Annotated in this window: 16 protein-coding genes and 1 riboswitch; of the genes, 9 read left to right on the top strand and 7 right to left on the bottom strand. The window is 70.6% G+C overall.

Translation table 11 applies throughout. From position 1 onward, the window contains the following. Positions 1-274: 274 nt before the first annotated feature. Positions 275-2,059: a bifunctional metallophosphatase/5'-nucleotidase gene (locus GT354_RS29290; protein ID WP_161359377.1), complete on the bottom strand. Its 1,785-nt coding sequence runs from the start codon at positions 2,057-2,059 to the stop codon at positions 275-277. Between the two features lie 251 nt (positions 2,060-2,310). On the opposite strand from GT354_RS29290, the gene GT354_RS29295 reads away from it, so the two are divergent. After that, the gene (locus GT354_RS29295; protein ID WP_161359378.1) at positions 2,311-3,123 is read left to right on the top strand and encodes a protein phosphatase 2C domain-containing protein; all 813 of its coding nucleotides are present in this window, start codon (positions 2,311-2,313) and stop codon (positions 3,121-3,123) included. Between the two features lie 85 nt (positions 3,124-3,208). On the opposite strand, the gene GT354_RS29300 is transcribed toward GT354_RS29295, so the two are convergent. The 3 genes from GT354_RS29300 to GT354_RS29310 all read right to left on the bottom strand — a co-directional run bounded on the left by GT354_RS29300 (position 3,209) and on the right by GT354_RS29310 (position 5,344). Then, entirely contained in the window at positions 3,209-3,700 is a 492-nt protein-coding gene (locus GT354_RS29300) for a glutathione peroxidase (protein ID WP_161359379.1), read from the bottom strand. Between the two features lie 87 nt (positions 3,701-3,787). Further along, positions 3,788-4,702, bottom strand: a complete 915-nt coding sequence (locus tag GT354_RS29305) for an NAD(P)-dependent oxidoreductase (protein WP_161359380.1) — start codon at positions 4,700-4,702, stop codon at positions 3,788-3,790. Between the two features lie 270 nt (positions 4,703-4,972). Next, entirely contained in the window at positions 4,973-5,344 is a 372-nt protein-coding gene (locus GT354_RS29310; RefSeq protein WP_161359392.1) for a hypothetical protein, read from the bottom strand. An 897-nt stretch (positions 5,345-6,241) separates the two neighbouring features. On the opposite strand from GT354_RS29310, the gene GT354_RS29315 reads away from it, so the two are divergent. The 8 genes from GT354_RS29315 to GT354_RS29350 all read left to right on the top strand — a co-directional run bounded on the left by GT354_RS29315 (position 6,242) and on the right by GT354_RS29350 (position 12,886). Continuing rightward, positions 6,242-7,114, top strand: coding sequence for a class II aldolase/adducin family protein (locus GT354_RS29315; protein WP_161359381.1), 873 nt, complete (start codon positions 6,242-6,244; stop codon positions 7,112-7,114). 169 nt (positions 7,115-7,283) lie between these two features. Beyond that, on the top strand, positions 7,284-7,823 hold the full coding sequence (locus tag GT354_RS29320; protein ID WP_161359382.1) for an RDD family protein: 540 nt from the start codon (positions 7,284-7,286) through the stop codon (positions 7,821-7,823). A gap of 118 nt (positions 7,824-7,941) precedes the next feature. After that, positions 7,942-8,156, top strand: a riboswitch (cobalamin riboswitch). Between the two features lie 27 nt (positions 8,157-8,183). Further along, the gene (locus GT354_RS29325) at positions 8,184-8,915 is read left to right on the top strand and encodes an energy-coupling factor ABC transporter permease (RefSeq protein ID WP_161359383.1); all 732 of its coding nucleotides are present in this window, start codon (positions 8,184-8,186) and stop codon (positions 8,913-8,915) included. Next, on the top strand, positions 8,912-9,361 hold the full coding sequence (locus GT354_RS29330; RefSeq protein WP_346012229.1) for an energy-coupling factor ABC transporter substrate-binding protein: 450 nt from the start codon (positions 8,912-8,914) through the stop codon (positions 9,359-9,361). Before GT354_RS29325 ends, GT354_RS29330 begins: the two co-directional genes overlap by 4 nt. A gap of 4 nt (positions 9,362-9,365) precedes the next feature. Next, complete coding sequence (cbiQ, locus tag GT354_RS29335; protein WP_161359384.1) at positions 9,366-10,109, top strand: cobalt ECF transporter T component CbiQ; 744 nt, start codon at positions 9,366-9,368, stop codon at positions 10,107-10,109. Further along, positions 10,106-10,981 carry an ATP-binding cassette domain-containing protein gene (locus tag GT354_RS29340; protein WP_161359385.1) on the top strand — a complete coding sequence of 292 codons (876 nt, stop codon included), beginning with the start codon at positions 10,106-10,108 and terminating at the stop codon, positions 10,979-10,981. The genes cbiQ and GT354_RS29340 overlap by 4 nt, the downstream gene beginning before the upstream one ends. Positions 10,982-11,295: 314 nt before the next feature. Further along, positions 11,296-11,820, top strand: coding sequence for a pyridoxamine 5'-phosphate oxidase family protein (locus tag GT354_RS29345; protein WP_161359386.1), 525 nt, complete (start codon positions 11,296-11,298; stop codon positions 11,818-11,820). Between the two features lie 100 nt (positions 11,821-11,920). Next, positions 11,921-12,886 (top strand): ROK family protein, encoded by a 966-nt coding sequence (locus GT354_RS29350; protein ID WP_161359387.1) that lies wholly within the window; start codon positions 11,921-11,923, stop codon positions 12,884-12,886. A gap of 13 nt (positions 12,887-12,899) precedes the next feature. Here the strand turns inward: GT354_RS29350 and GT354_RS29355 are convergent, their stop codons facing one another. The 3 genes from GT354_RS29355 to GT354_RS29365 form a co-directional block, all read right to left on the bottom strand. Then, entirely contained in the window at positions 12,900-14,453 is a 1,554-nt protein-coding gene (locus tag GT354_RS29355; protein WP_346012230.1) for a GMC family oxidoreductase, read from the bottom strand. Between the two features lie 72 nt (positions 14,454-14,525). Beyond that, the gene (locus GT354_RS29360; RefSeq protein WP_161359388.1) at positions 14,526-16,004 is read right to left on the bottom strand and encodes a GMC family oxidoreductase N-terminal domain-containing protein; all 1,479 of its coding nucleotides are present in this window, start codon (positions 16,002-16,004) and stop codon (positions 14,526-14,528) included. Beyond that, on the bottom strand, positions 15,983-16,312 hold a 330-nt coding region (locus GT354_RS29365), incomplete at its 5' end, for a hypothetical protein (RefSeq protein WP_161359389.1). The genes GT354_RS29360 and GT354_RS29365, both read right to left, overlap by 22 nt.

Raw genomic sequence — 16,312 nt, forward strand, 5'->3', positions numbered from 1 at the left:
GCGGCTGCCGCCTTGGGGCGGCCCGGGCTTGGCGTTGCGGCTGCCGCCTTGGGCCGGCCGGGTTTTGGCGTTGCGGGTGCGCTTTGGGGTTTGTTCCCACCCCCCACCCGCGGGTTTTGGGGGGATGTTGCGGAAATCGGGCGGGGGGTGGCGGCGCTGGGGCCTCTGTTGCTGATCAGGTAAAGGGGTGTGGGAGTTGGTTCCTTCGGATTCGACGTTGAACCGCGCAGGGCCCGGCTTCCGGTGGGCCGGGCCCTGCGGGTGAGGGTGGGTGTCAGCCGGTGAACGTGATTCTGTCCGCCGCCGGGGGCGCCAGCGGGGTGGTTGCCGTGGAGTGGGCGGTGAAGTAGGTCAGGAAGGCGTCCAGGTCGGATGGGCCGACCAGTTTGTTCGTGCCCGTCTTGAAGGCGGCGAAGCCGTCGCCGCCGCCGGTGAGGAACTCGTTCGCGGTGACCTTGTACGTCGCCGCCGGGTCGAGCGCGACGCCGTTCAGCTTGACGCTGCCGGCCACGATCTTGTCCGCGCCCGTCTTCGAGCGATCGGTCGTGTACGTCAGGCCCTTGGAGATTTGCAGGACCTTAGGACTCGCCGCGTTGCCGCCCGTGTACTGCTGCGCCAACACGTCCAGGATCGCCTGACCCTTGAGGTCGATGGTGTGCATCATGTTGGTGAACGGCTGGACGGTGAACGCCTCGCCGTACGTGACGACGCCGTCGCCTTCCGCGCCGGCCGCCGCGTATTGCAGGTCCGAGCGGATCCCGCCCGGGTTCATGAACGCGATCTGCGCGCCGCCCTTGTCGGCCGGTGCCATCGCCTCCAGTTGCGCGTCGGCGATCAGGTCGCCCAGCGGCTGTTCGGGCGTGGTCGCGCCGCGCCCGCGGATGTCGCCGGTGATGTAGCCGATCGGCCGGTTCGCGACCGGCGCGGCCAGCTTCTGCCAGTCGGCGAGCAGTTGGGTGACGTCCGGCGCCTTGGGCGTCTCGCGTCGTACGACCTGGTTTTGCGCCTTGACCGACGTGCGCACGATGTCGCGCGTGCGCTTGTCGTAGGTGGCGTCGATCTGCGTGTACATCTTGCCGAACGACGACGCGCTCGTCACCATCCGCGGCTGACCCGCCGGGTCGGGGATGTTGCACGAGTACGCCTGGTGCGTGTGGCCGGTGACGACCATGTCGATCGCCGGGTCCAGGCCCTTGGCGATGTCGACGACCGGGCCCGAAAGGCCCAGGTTGCCACCCGCGTTGCAGTCGTAGTTGTACGCGTTGCTCGTGGGCAGGCCGCCTTCGTGCAGGAGCACGACGATCGACTCGACGCCGAACAGCCGCAGCCACGGCACGATCGCGTTGGCGGTCTTGATCTCGTCCTTGAACTTCAGGCCCTTGACGCCCGCGGCCGTGACGATGTCCGGCGTGCCTTCGAGCGTCATGCCGATGAAGCCGATACGCGCGCCGTTGACGTTCTTGACGCTGACCGGTGCCAGGATCGGCAGCCCGGTGCGCTCGTCGAGCACGTTGGCGGCCAGGTACGGGAAGTCGGCGCCCTCGAAGCTGCGCCCCGGCGTGTAGCAACCGTCCGTCGGGTGGCAGCCGCCGTACTGCATGCGCTGCAGTTCCTTGCGGCCCTCGTCGAACTCGTGGTTGCCCACCGAGGTGACGTCGAGGCCGATCTTGTTGAGCGCCTCGATGGTGGGTTCGTCGTGGAACAGACCCGACAGGAGCGGGCTCGCGCCGATCATGTCGCCGGCCGCGACGGTCAGCGAGTTCGGGTTCTTGGCACGGGCCTCGCGCAGCTGCGTGGCCAGGTGCTCGATGCCACCCGCCGGAATCGAGACGGGCTTGCCGTCGGGACCGATCTCGGTGACGTTGCCGGCGGAACCCTGCGGTTCCTCCAGGTTGCCGTGCAGGTCGTTGAGCGCGAGGAGTTGGAGGTCCATCGTGCGTGCGGGGCGGTCCTGACCGCCGCGCATGTCCGCCGAGGCGGTGCCGCCGGCGGCGAGCAGGCTCGCGGCGACCAGGCCGGTGAGGGCGAGCCGACCGCGGCGTCGTCTTGTCCCGAGCATGGGATCCCTTCGGTGACGCGCGTACCGCCCACGGCGGTGACGCGCGTAGAAATAGGCACGAGAAGGTGTGTCGAAGGCAGAGATTAAGGGTTGCAAACCGGCGCGCACGAGACCCGACGCGAAACAGTTGCGTGAAACCGCTGTGAATTTTCCGACGCTTTTCCCGGAGCAGGCATGATCATCGGCCGTTTCCCGATACCGAGAGCGGGGCAGCCGTACGGCGTGGCGCCTAAAAGGGAGGGATGTCCGCGATGCGCGTGGAATTCGCTACCGAACCGGGTCATCCGGGCAAACCGAACGAGGACTTCGTCGTCGCGGGCCCGACGACGCTGGTGCTGCTCGACGGCGTGACGTCGCCCGCCGACAACGGCTGCAAGCACGGGGTGAACTGGTTCGTGGAGCGCCTGGGCTCCGCGCTGTTCACCCACAGCGGGGGTCGGCCCGACCGGTCGCTCGGCGAGTGTCTGCACGACGCGATCGAGGACACCGCCGCGCTGCACGTCGACGCGTGCGACCTCGTGCGACCCGACGCACCGGCCGCGACGGTCGTGGTCGCGCGGATCATCGAGGACCGACTGGAGTACCTCGTGCTGTCCGACTCGACGCTGCTGATCGAGGGCGAGGACGACCTGACGGTGATCACCGACGACCGCACGGATGTGATCGGTGGGCCGTTGCGCCGGGCCCGGGACGCGCACCCGGTGGGCACGCCCGCCTACTTGACGGCCCATCAGACGTATCTGGACACCCTTCGGGCGGCCCGTAACGTACCCGGTGGCTACTGGGTCGCGGCGGCGGATCCCGCAGCCGCGAGCGAGGCGCTGACGGGCACGCTGAGACTCTCCGACGTCCAGGCGCTCGCGGCGCTCACCGACGGCGCCAGTCGGCTCGTGGACCGCTTCGGCTTGAGCGACTGGGACGGACTGATGACCGTGCTGCGGCACTTCGGACCCGCGGAACTGCTCGCGCGGGTGCGCGCCGCGGAGGCCTCCGACGCGGACGGCGCCCGCTGGCCGCGCGGGAAGACCTGCGACGACGCGACGGCGGTGTGGGCACTGATCTAGCCGGTGCCGTGACCGAAGACCTCACCGGTTCTCGGCACCGCCGGCAGCGGGCGGCGCGACGCGCCGACCGACTGCCGAGGCATCGCTACTTCGGGAGCACGCTCTCGATCGCGGCGATCAGGTTCGGGTCGTGCGGATCGGTCTTCGGACGGAACCGGCCGACGATGGCGCCCTCCGCGGAGAGCAGGAACTTCTCGAAGTTCCACTGCACGTCACCCGCGGCGCCCTCGGCGTCGGAGGCCGCGGCGAGCACGTCGTACAGCGGGTGCCGGTCCTGGCCGTTGACGTCGATCTTCTCGGTGAGCGGGAACGTTACGCCGTAGGTCGTCGAGCAGAACTCCTGGATCTCCTCGGCGCTGCCCGGTTCCTGCCCCATGAACTGGTTGCACGGGACGCCCACGACGGTGAAGCCGCGCGCGCCCAGTTCCTTCTGCAGTTCCTCGAGGCCGGTGTACTGGGGGGTCAGACCACACTTGGACGCGACGTTGACGACGAGGGCGACCTTGCCCTCGGTGACGCCGCCCAGGGTCGTGGTCTCCCCCTCCAGCGTGGCGATGGGGGTATCGAGGATGCCCATGATCATTGTCCTTCCTGCCGATTGCCCCGCCGTGGGGCGAGTGCGGACTCGACGCTATCGAGCACAGCCGAAGGCTGCCCGACTCGGTCAGGCCGAACCACCCTGCCGGGTTGCGTACACGTTCGCCAGGCCGGTCCGCCAGTCCACCGTGCACGGACCGGTCAGGGCCGCGCGCCGGGTGGTGTCCTGGATCTGTCCACGCAGCGTGCCGGGCTGCGTACGGACCACCACCGTCGCGGACGTACCGGTGAGCTCGCCCATGTGGGCCGCCCACTCCTGTACGGCGACCGGTTCGTCCCCACCCCAGTTGACCACGGTCGCCGGCGTGGACGCGGCGTCGAGCAGGGCCGCGGTCTGACCGTTGATGTCGTCCTGGTGGATCGGGCTGTACATGCACGGGTCCCACCGCGTGACCACGGGCTCGCCCGCCGCGACGGCGTCGAGGTGCATCGTGGGCAGGCCGCCGCCCGGGCCGTACGACGCGTTCATCCGCGCGATCACCACGGGAAGGTCGAACGCGCGGGCGCAGTAGCGCGACACCGCCTCCTCGGCGGTCTTGGACACCGAGTACGTCGGCGCGTGGCTCACGTTGGAGTCGCCGAGCGGGTCGCTCTCGCGAAAGACGTGCATCGGGTCCTCGTGCGGCTTGAACACCGACGCGGTGGACATCACCAGGGCGGCCTTGGCCCGCCGGCAGTGCTGAAGCAGCAGCCCGGTCCCCTCGGCGTTGACGCGCAGCGCCTCGTCGTAGTCCAGCCCCGGACCCTGGAACGTGGCCAGGTGCAGGACGTACGTGAAGTCCTCGGGCAGGTCGTCGAAATCACCCGAGCCCAGGTCCACCGCGCGCGTGGTCACCCCGAGGGCGTCGACGCGCCCCCGATCCTCGGCGTTCGAGAACCGGGCGATGCCCCACACCTCGTTGTCGCGGGACAGGAACTCGGTCAGCGGGTAGGCGATCTGGCCCGCGGGACCGGTGATCAGAATCTTCTCGCCCGACAGCATGCGGCTCCTCGGAGAACTCGACGAATGAACTCGAAGCTCGACAGCGCTCGATGTTCGACGGCGTTCGACGTTCGACGGCGTTCGACGATGTTCGTCGGTACGTCTGACGTACCGTCATATCCGAGACCGGGCAGGGAGACCAGCGAAGCCGCACGTGTCGCAGGACACCCGACGGCGCCCTCCGCATGGGGGTGACGGAGGGCGCCGGGTATCGAGGAACGGTCTGCGCACGCGGGACCGGACACAGATCCGGGCGCCGCGTTCGAACGCTCAGACCTCGATCTCCTCCTCGATACGTTTGAGGCTGTGCCGCGCCATGGCGAGGTTGGCTCGGTCCTTGAGCAGCACGAGGTACAGGAACAGGCCCTTGCCGGCCCGACCGGTCAGCGGTCGGATCACGTGGTATTGCCTGCCGAGCGTGATCAGGATGTCCTCGATCTGGTCACCGAGTTGCAGCATCTCCATCGTGCGCATCTTCGCGCGCATCACGTCGGTGTTTCCTGCGGCGGCCACGTTGAGGTCGAGTTCGTTGCCGGTGCCGAGAACTCCGAGTGCCATTCCGCTCGTGTAGTCGACGAGGGCGACACCGATAGCCCCCTCGATCGTCATTGCTTCCTTGAGGGCCGTTTCCATATTGGCCATGAATTCCTCCGGCGCGATCGGCGGTGCGGTATTGTGCTGAATTCCGTCGGAGCCGCTCTCGGCAACCGGGACAGTGGTCGACGAGGACGCGGGAATCGCGATCGACGTCGGCACAGACATCGGATCCGGATCGGGATCGGGGGCAAGGGCGGGGCCGGGGTCGAGTCCGGCTTCGATCGGCGCTTCGACCGGGGTCCCCGCGCCGAAACCGGCGTCGATTCCCGGGTCTGCAACGACATCGGCGTCGGCAACGGCGTCGGCAACGACATCGACCGGCGGGCTCTCCGGCATGCTCGGCGGGTCGCCCGGCCGGCGCCGGGACGGCCTCGATCGGCGCGGTGGTCGGCTCATCTCCGCCCTTCCTCGCCTGCCCGAATTCGGGGTTCCCGTCGCCGCGGTCGTCGGCGCGGTCCCTGTCGCGCGCACTCCGGAAAGCGTCGCGTCCCCCGCACCGAAACAGGGGATTGCTGCCACTCCCCAAGCACCGGTACTCGCTGCCCCCGTCGAATGCACGCCCCCGCCCTTCAATCCACACCCACGTTTCCCCGTCCGCCCTCCACGCTTTCCTGGCGCACGCCACGCTTTCCCGCGCCGCACGTTCGCCCGCCAAGCTTTCGGACGTCGATCCCCCGCGCGCCGATTCCCATTTCTCCCGGCACCGGTGCTCACTGGACGGCAGCGTAGAAGTGCCGCGGAGCACCCCGCAGGGATATTCGCCTTAATATTCGAAAACCCGATGTCCGACGGATCGGCGGGCTAGAATCCGCCGCCGCCCGCGAACGGGCCTGCTCCGGGTATGGCCGGCGGATGTGACGCACGAGTAACGTCGGTGGCAGGTCCCCATCCGGCCTTCCTGCCCGCCGGGACACGATGCCCGAGCAGTTCGAGGAGACGACCATGTCCGGCACCGAAGCACCTCAGTCCCAGGGCCCGAAGCCCGAGTCGCGGACCAAGCCGCAGCCCGTGTCGCCGTCGGATCTGAGCTTCGCGCTGCCCGCCACGTTCGAGACCGTCGCGCAGGAGCGCCGGCACCGCAAGGAGCGGCTGACCGCTGCCCTGCGCCTGTTCGGTCGGTTCGGATTCGAGGAGGGCGTCGCGGGCCACATCACCGCGCGCGACCCGGAGCTCACCGACCACTTCTGGGTGAACCCCTTCGGGATGTCCTTCAAGCACATCACCGTGGACGACCTGATCCTGGTCAACCACGAGGGCCAGGTCGTCGAGGGTCGGTTCCACGTCAACCAGGCCGCGTTCGCGATCCACTCGCAGATCCACGCGGCGCGCCCCGACGTGGTCGCGGCGGCGCACAGCCACTCCACCCACGGGCGCGCGATGGCCGCGCTCGGCGTCAAGCTCGAACCGATCACGCAGGACGTGTGTCCGTTCTACGAGGACCACGAGGTCTTCGACGACTACGCGGGGGTGGTGCTCGACGCCGACGAGGGACGGCGGATTGCCAAGACCCTCGGTGCCCACAAGGCGCTCATCCTGCGCAACCACGGCCTGCTGACGGTCGGCCAGTCGGTCGACGCGGCGGCGTGGTGGTTCATCACGATGGAGCGGTCGTGCCAGGTGCAGTTGCTCGCGAAGGCGGCCGGCGAGGTCAGGCACATCTCGCCGGAGAACGCGAGGCTGACCCGCGACCAGCTCGGCAACGACACCGTCGCGTGGATCAACTACAAGCCGCTCTACGACGTGATCACCCGCTCCGAGCCGGATCTGTTCGGTGTGGACGGCCCGATGGACGCTTCCCAGGGCGCTTCCGAGTGACCCGCCCCGCTCACATGTGACCGAATCACCCCACTTTCCGAACGAGCCAACCCGCTTTCCGGACGAATCTCGCCGCCTGCTCGATCCTGTGTCCGCCGAGCGGGGGCAATCTCGGCGATATCCGACCGCACCGGGAATCAACCCGCCCGGTTGCGGAAAGTAGGAAGGCATGTACGAACGGAGCCTTCCTCGGCAGCTCGGCCGGTCCGCGCGCCCGATCGTGGCTCGACTGTGGCTGCCCGCGACCGACGGCGTCGGCGATACGTCCGTGGTCGCCCGCCGGATCGCCCAGTTCGCGGTCGACGCCGTCGCATCCATGTGCCTGGCCGGTGCGGCGATGCTCCTGTTCGTGTTGTTGCCCACGCACGCCGACGGCTCGATCCGCAGCGGTCCGCTGTCCACGACCATCACGGCGGGCGTGGGGTGTGTCGCGCTCGCGATCCTGCTTTGGTACTGGGTTCTGCGGCCCGCCGGGCACGACGGGCGCACGTGGGGCATGCAGGTGCTCGGCATCCGCGTGGTCGACCTCTCCGGCGGCCGGGCATCGCGGCGTCAACTGGGTGTTCGCTGGCTTTTGTTGTTCGTCGACGCGCTCGCGCTCGGCGCCATCGGTCTGATCGCGATACTCACGAGCGAACGCCGGCAACGGCTCGGCGACCGGCTGGCCGGCACGTTGGTGGTGCGCGGCCGAGGCCCGGGTCTGGTCTGAGCGCACGCCCGGGCGCCGACGAGGTTCGGCCGAGGTCGTGAGGCGAGCGAGGCGTGCGTGGGCGCACCGTGCGATTTCGCCCGGCAATTGCCACCTTGTCGACAGGTCCATCCGACCACTAGTGTCGGCTCGCCGTGGTGCTCGGGAAGCCGGTTCGATGCCGGCGCGGCCCTCGCCACTGTGATCGGGGAGTTCTCCTCCACTCCTGCGGAAACGTTGAATCGTCGTCCGCAGGCAAGCCACTGGTACCGCTTTGTCTGCGGCACCGGGAAGGCGGAGGCGTGAACGTACGACCCGTCAGCCAGGAGACCGGCCACGGCGATCGTCCGTCCACGAGGTGTTGGAGAGGGACCCTTCCTCATGCATATCGCCGAGGGCTATCTGCCCTGGGAACACGCCGCCGCCTGGGGCGTCGCGTCTGCCCCGTTCGTCATATACGGGGCCCGCGCGCTCACCCGCGAAGTCCGCGAACACCCGGAGAACACCCTTCTGCTCGGAGCGTCCGGGGCGTTTTCGTTCGTCTTGTCCGCACTCAAGATCCCGTCCGTCACCGGTAGTTGCTCGCATCCCACCGGCACCGGGCTCGGCGCCATCCTGTTCCGACCGCCGATCATGGCCGTGCTCGGCACGATCACGCTGTTGTTCCAGGCCCTGTTGCTCGCGCACGGCGGGCTCACCACGCTCGGCGCCAACGCGTTCTCCATGGCCATCGTGGGCCCGTGGGCCGGCTACGGCGCGTATCGACTCACCCGCAGACTGCTCGACGGACGCGGCGGCACGATGCCGCTGGACGTGGCCGTGTTCGCGGGGGCGTTCGTCGCGGACCTGAGCACCTACTGCGTCACCAGCGTGCAACTCGCGCTGGCCTTCCCCGACCCGGACAGCGGTTTCCTGGGCGCACTCGCCAAGTTCGGCGGCATCTTCTCGCTCACCCAGATCCCGCTGGCGATCAGCGAGGGGCTGCTGACGGTACTCGTGGTGCGGTTGCTGCGACAGTCCAGTCGCGGCGACCTGATCCGGCTCGGCGTTCTCGGCGCCGGCACCACCACCACCAAGGACGGCGGCGTGCGCGAGGAGGTGAAGGGCAAGTGAAGCGCAGTACGAAGATCAACCTCTTGCTCGTGCTGGTCGTGGTCCTGCTCGCGGTGCTGCCCGTCGTGTTCGGGATGGGCGATCACAAGGACGAGCCGTTCGCCGGCGCGGACACCCAGGCGGAGACCGCAATCACCGAGAACGATCCGGACTACAAGCCGTGGTTCAGCCCGTTGTACGAACCGCCGTCCGGCGAGATCGAGTCGGGGCTGTTCGCCTTGCAGGCCGCGCTCGGGGCCGGTGTGGTCGGTTACATGTTCGGCGTCAAGCGCACCCGCAGGCGACTGGCACCGGAGGCCGCGGACAGCCCCGACGAGACCGAGGGGTCGGGCCCGAACGGGTCGAGGGCATCGGTTTCGAACGGCACTGACGCATCCGTTCCCCCCGGGCCCGATCCATCGGGTTCGAACGGGCCCGACAGCTCGGTTTCGGTCGTGGGTCGCTGACCCCGTGTTGCCGATCGACGCGGCGGCGCACGCCAGTTCGTGGCGGCGCCGCCATCCGGCCGACAAGGCCGTGCTCTCTTTCGGACTGCTCGGGTGCGCGGTGGCACTGCCACCGTGGCCCGGCGCGGTCGTGGTCGCGGTCACCGTCCTGGTGATCGCCCTCGGGCCGGCGCGCGTACCGGGCCGGCGGCTGTGGCGCGCGGCCCGCGCACCGTTGGGCTTCGCCGTGACCGGTGCGGTCGCACTGCTGGTGTCCGTCGGCGGCGCCGGCGTGCACTGGGCCGACGAAGGCCCGCGCCATGCGGGCGAGTTGCTGGCCCGCACGAGCGCGGCCGGCCTGGCCATGCTGCTGTTCGCGTTCACCACGCCACTGTCGGACGTGCTGCCCAGGCTGACCCGGGTGGGCATTCCGGCGGCCGTCGTGGACGTCGCGGCGGTGATGTATCGGATGCTGTTCGTGCTCTACGACACGACGGTCCGGATCAACGCGGCCCAGGCCGGTCGGCTCGGGCATCGGACCAGGCGGGCGCGCTGGCGCTCGGTGGCCGGGCTCGGGTCGGCGGTGTTCGTACAGGCGTTCGCGCGGGCGCAGCGGTTGGAGGCGGGGCTCGCGGGCCGCGGTTACGACGGGCGGCTGCGCGTACTCGTGGACGACGTACGCATCTCGCGGGCGTTCGTGCTGGGTTCCCTGTCCGTCGTGGCGGCGGTCGTCGCCGCCACCCTTCTCTTGGTGTCGGTGTTGCCGTGATTCCGTTGCAGGTACGAGAGGTCGGCTACGCGTACGAGGACGGGCCGGTGGTGTTGAGCGGCCTGACCCTGGCGATCCCCGCCGGGCGGGCGTTGGCGCTGCTCGGGCCGAACGGGAGCGGAAAGACCACCCTGTTGCGGCTGCTGACCGGTGGCCTGGTCCCCGACTCGGGGACGGTCGAGCTGGCGGGCGTGCCGATCCGCCACGACCGCAAGGGACTTACCGCGTTGCGGCGGGCGGTACAGCTGGTCGTGCAGGATCCCGACGACCAACTGTTCTCGGCGTCGGTGGTGCAGGACGTGTCCTTCGGACCGCTCAATCTCGGGCTCCCGCCGGACGAGGTGCGCGCTCGGGTGGCGACGGCGTTGGCTGCGCTGGGCATCACGGATCTGGCCGAACGCCCGGTGCACCTGTTGTCGTTCGGGCAACGCAAGCGGGTCGCGATCGCGGGGGCGATCGCGATGCGGCCGGAGGTCCTGGTCCTGGACGAGCCGACGGCGGGCCTCGACCCGGCCGGCCAGGAGGCGTTGTTGGTCACCCTCGCCGAACTGCGCGCGGCGGGGACGACCGTGGTGATGGCCACCCACGACGTGGACTTGGCCTTGCGGTGGGCGGACGACGCGGCGGTCCTGGCGGGCGGGCGGCTGCACACGGGGGCCGCCGCCTCGGTGCTCTCGGACACGGCGTTGTTGGCGGCGGCGAGTCTGCGGCCGACGTGGGGCCACGCGGCCGCGGCGGTGTTGCGCTCACACGGGCTGTCGACGGCGGATTCCGCGCTGCCGCGGACGCCGGAGGAGCTGGCGTCGTTCGCCGCGCCGGAACGGTTGGGGGAGTTCTCGGACCGGGAGAAACCGACCGATCTACGGGCATAGCCGTTATCGTCGCCGAACGAACGATGCGGCGGGCACGGCGCCCCGGTGGGACCCCGAGCGGGATCCGGTGCGCCTCGGCAACCCCGCCGCCGCCGTAAACGCTCCCCACCACCTCGATCGGCGCCGAGCGGCCGAGCGATCGGGCAGCAGTCGAGCAATCGAGCAGTCGGGACGAAACACAAGCGGAAGCGGCATTCCGATTATCGAGTGACAAAGGGGCTTCTGAGAATATCGGCGCGTCATTAAAGTGGCGAAGGATCGAGCGGCGGACGAGGTCTTTCGTCCCGTTTCCCCTTTCGTCCACGGAGGCGCGAGTGTCGTTGTCCGATGAGGATCTGTGTGACATCGCGGCGGGCGTGCTGCGGTCCGTTCGCTACCTGACGCTGGGCACGGCATCGCGCGACGGCGCGTCGTGGATGACGCCACTCGCGCACGCGTGGGATCACCAGGACGCGTTCTACTGGATGTCGGCGATCGACTCCCGGCACTCGCGCAACATCGAGGAGAACCCCACCGTGTCGGTGTTGGTCTACGACCTCGGCGCGGTCGGCGCGGACCAGGCCCTGTTCGGCAGCGGAACGGCGCGGATGCTCGACGGTGAGGAAACGGCGCACGGTTGCGCGACGTACTACGAGCGGCGTTATCCCGATCCGGCCGTGCGGGCGCAGCGCTCGCGCCCGCCGGGCGACTTTCGCGGCACGTCACCCAATCGGCTCTATCGCGCCGACATCGACGCGTATTCGCTCCTGCACCCGGACGGCCATCCCGTGCACGCGGGCCTGGTCAGCCACCGGGTTCCGGTGCCCTTCAGCACCGCGCGGTTGCGCCCCGCGGAGTGAGCCGCGCGCTGCGGCGCCCGGTGTGGTGGCTTGTATCGTGACATCGGGTCGTACGTACCGACGTCACGACGGCGGGCGGGTACGACCAGGAGTCACGAATATGCGCACACTCGACAGCCCGGAAGTCGTGGTCGGGCTCGATCTCGGCGGCACCACCTTCAAGTCCGCATTCGTCGAACGCGATGGCACCCACGCATTCGTCGGTCGGCACCGGCCCGAGCGCGCGGCGGGGCCGGAGGGGGTCGTGGCCGGCATCCTCGACCACGCGGCGGCGTCGGTGGCCGAGGCGACCCGCCGTGGCGCGGTGGTGCGCGCGGTCGGCGTCGCCTCGTGTGGCGTGGTGGACGAGGCCGCCGGGGTGGCCGTGTTCTCGGCGGCCTTCGGGTGGCACGACGTACCGCTGCGCGAGCGGCTCGCCGAACGGCTCGGGCTGCCGGTGGCGCTGGGACACGACGTGCGGGCGGGCGGTGTCGCGGAGGCGCGGTTGGGCGCGGGCGTCGGGCACGACGTGTTCCTGTTCGTCCCGATCGGTACCGGTGTGGGGGCGGCCGTGATGATCGGGGGCCGTCCGTTCGTCGGAGCGCACTGGCGAGCGGGCGAGATGGGGCACCTGGTGTTGCGTCCGGGCGGCCGGTCGTGCGGGTGCGGGCAGCGCGGGTGCGTCAGCACGGTGGCCGGCGGCCCCGCCGTGGCGCGGCGATACGGCGAGCTCACCGACGACCGCACGCACGGCGTCGACGCCGCGGGCGTCGCCCGCCTCGCGGCCGCCGGCGAGCCGATCGCGGGCCGGGTATGGGCCGAGATGGTGGCCGCGCTCGCGGACGCCTTGGCCGCGTCGGTGTCGATGCTCGATCCGTCCGCCGTGGTCCTCGGTGGCGGGATCGGGCGCGCGGGCGCGTCGCTGTCGCGCCCGTTGCGGGAGGAACTCGAACGGCGGCTGACGTTCCAGGTGATGCCGCGATTGCTGCCGGCGCGCTTCGCGGACGAGTCGGGTTCGCTGGGCGCGGGGTTGCTCGCGTGGGACCTGTTGGCCGGGTCGCCCGGGCCCGCCCCCTCCCCCGCTTGACCGACTCCCCTGCTCAGGCGGTCAGTCGACCGTGTGCCGCGACGCGAAAGGCGTTCGCGGCGATCGTCAGGCCCGGGTTGACCGCGGCCGAGGACGGGAAGACCGCGCTGTCCGCGATCCACAGGTTCGCCACGTCGTGCGCCTTGCCGAAGGGGTCCACGACGCTCGTGGCCGGGTCCTCGCCCATGACCGCCGTACCGCACTGGTGGGAGTTGACCGCCACCCCCATCCGCCGGGTGAACACGAGCGGGTAGCCGGCACCGCGCATCGCGTCGGTGGCGCGCCGGACGAGTTCGCGGTGCGGCGCGAGATTGTTGGGCGACCAGTGCACGACGACGCGTTGCGCGGTGTCGAGGGTCACCCGGTTCGCCGTGGTGGGCAGGTCTTCGCTGGTCAGGTACAGGTCGACGCTGTGCTTGGCCACGAGCGCGAGCATCGGCCGGGGAATCGCGCGGCCGAGCACGCGGGCCATCGGCGCCTGGAGCTTGCCGAGTGTTTGCACGTTGCCCAGCGGGCCGTAGGCGCCGCCGGAGTCGGCGTACCAGTCGTTGAGCCCCAGCGTCTTTTGGAAGACGGTGTCGTTGCGGCGCCTGGGGTCCACCGCCACCGCGAACGTGCTGTTGTGCACCATGTAGTGGGCCCCGACGCGGCCGGAGCCGTCGGCGAGGCCCTTCCCCGGCGCGGGGCCCGAACGCAGCAGGAGGGCGGCCGTGTTGACCGCGCCCGCGGCGAGTACGAAGCGGTGCGCGACCACGCGCAGCGGCCGGCCGTCGCGGGTGCCGAGCGCCTCGGTGATCCGGGTGCCACTCGCGTCGGTCCGCAGGCGGGTGACGGTGGTACGCGTGAGCAGTTCGACGTTGCCGCTCGCGAGCGCCGGGCGAATCGCGCACACGTCGGCGTCGCTCTTGGCGTCGACCAGGCACGGGAAGCCGTCGCACGTCGCGCAGCGCACGCACGCGCCACCGGGGCGCAGGTCGATGCCGATCGGCATGTCGAACGGTGTCAGGCCCTGGGTGCGCAGCGCGTCGGCAAGGTGTGCGATGGCGGGTTCGTGCGCGACGCCCGGGAAGGGGTAGTCGCTCGAACGCCACGGATCGGTGGGGTCCTGGCCTCGGGTGCCGTGCACGCGGTACAGGCGTTCGGCGCTCCCGTAGTGCGGTTCGAGGTCGCGGTAGGTGATCGGCCAGGCCGATGACTCGCCCTCGTGGAGTTGGCCGGCCTCGAAGTCGCTTTCGCGAAAACGCGGCAACGTGGCCCCGTACACCTTGGTGTTGCCGCCGACGTAATAGTGCACGCCGGGCCGAAAGGGGCGGTGTTCGCTGTCGTACCACTGTTCGCCGTTGCGGTAGCGGCCTTGCGTGAACACCGCGTCAGGCGACCAGTTCTCGTATTCGCGCGGCAGGAAATCACCGCGCTCGATCACCACGACGCGAGCGCCGCTCTCGCGCAGCGCGTAGGCCAGGGTCGCCCCGCCCATGCCGGATCCGATGATCGCGATGTCGCAGCGCACGAGGTCGCGGTCGGGGCGCAGCACCCCGGGCAGGGGTGCGGGAGCGGTGAGCGACACGTGAACGGGTTCCTTCCGTCGTGGAACGCCGGCTGGCAGTCGGGTGGGCGGGAGTGGGCGTGTGTGCCTGAGTCAGCACCGGACGGGCAGGGCCGAGGCGACGTGGCGGGCGACGATCTCGTGCGCGAAGGCCATGATCGTGCCCTGCGGGCTCACCCCGGTCGCACCGGGAAGCACGGCGGCGTCGCAGATGTGGAGGTTGCGAAAGCCGTACGGTCGGCCGTACCCGTCGCACATGCCGCCGCGGTCGGGGTCGCCCATCGGACACGAGGCCATCGCGTGCACGGACACCAGGTCCCATCGACGCGGGTCGGCTCGGGCCGTGAACGCGTCCACGTGTGCGGCACGGCGCAGTATCCGTCGCTCGGGGGCGTACACCTCCACCGCGCCCGCGGCGAACAGCACGCGCGCGGCCCGCTCGACCGCGAAGCGCAGCAGCTCGCGGTCGCTCGCGCGGATGCGGTGGCTCAGCAGTCGGCCTCCGCCGGGCAGCGCGCGCACCCGCACGGGCCCCGACATGCGTACCTGTGCGGTGTACGCGCCGACGTGGTCGATGTCGGCGAGCATGCCGTCGACGACGTGGGGCGGGTGGCCGGCGAGGCCGGCGGCCAGGGTGCCGGGGGTGAGGTTGGTGGGCATGACCAGGATGCCCAGGTCGGCGAACTCGCGCAGTTGCGTGGTGAAGATGGTCGCGTCGCGTGCCCGGACGGGTTCGGGAAAGCGCGCGTGCAGGCGGACGTTGACGTGGAACGCGACGCGCCGGCCGGCCGTGCGTTCGTGGATGCCGCTGCGTTGCAAAAGCACGGGCGTGCCCAGCGCGCCGGCGGCGAGGAAGACCATCTCGGGCCGGTAGCTGAGGGCTTCGCCGTCGGGGCCGACGGCGCGCACCTCGGTGACGACGCCGGCGTGGTGCGCGAGGCGGACGACGCGGGTGTCGGGGTGGATTCGGGCGCCGCCGCGCCGGGCGTCGGGCAGGTAGGTCAGCGCCATGCTCTGCTTCGCTCCGGTGGGGCATCCGGTGGCGCAGCGGTTGCTGTGTCGGCATCCGCGAATCGCGCGCCGGGCGCCGTTCGTGCGCCATCCCAGGGCGTCGGCTCCCATCGCGAGCAGGCGCGAGTCCTGGTTGGCGTGGGCGCGTTCGAGCTGGGTGTGCACCGACAGGCGGCGGGTGATCTCGCGTGCGTGCGGCGCGAGGTGTTCGGCTCCGTAGCCGTCGATGCCGAACTCCCGTGCCCACCGGGCGAGCAGGTCGGCCGGTGGATGCCACAGCAGGCCGCCGTTGACGACGGTGGTGCCGCCGACGCAGCGGCCCTCGCCGAAGGCGATCGTGGGGCGGCCGTGGATGGGGGACAGACCGGCGTCGCGGTACAGCCGGCGCATGTTCTCGGCCGGGGAGCGTGCGGCGAGGTCGGCGTCGGACACCTCGGGGCCCTCTTCCAGCACGAGCGGTTCGTCGCCGGCGAGCGCGAGCGCACGCGCGGCCACCGCGCCGCCGGCGCCCGAACCGATCACCAGGGACGCGCAGTCGATCACCGTGCGGCGTCGATCCATGTCCGCTCCCGGGGATCGGGGTGGTTCGGGGCCGCGAGAGCGTGACCTCGCGCGGGTGTCGGCGATCCGTCCAGACCGCCGTAGCAGGCCAGCGTGCCGCTCGCGCGAACGACCGTGCCCACGAGCGGCACCCGTTCGAGACGGTCTGCTCCGATCAGCAGGACGCTGGGCGCCGCGCCGGCGAGGCGGTGACCGGTCACCAGCCGAAAGCACACCGGGACCGCGCGCAGCGCGAGCGTGAACGCGCCGCGATAGGGCTGCGCGAGCGCGGCGACGGTGCCGACGACGTGCACGCGCGCGGCTTCGGC

It is taken from the genome of Streptomyces sp. SID3343, assembly GCF_009865215.1.
Classification (GTDB): Bacteria; Actinomycetota; Actinomycetes; order Streptomycetales; family Streptomycetaceae; genus Embleya.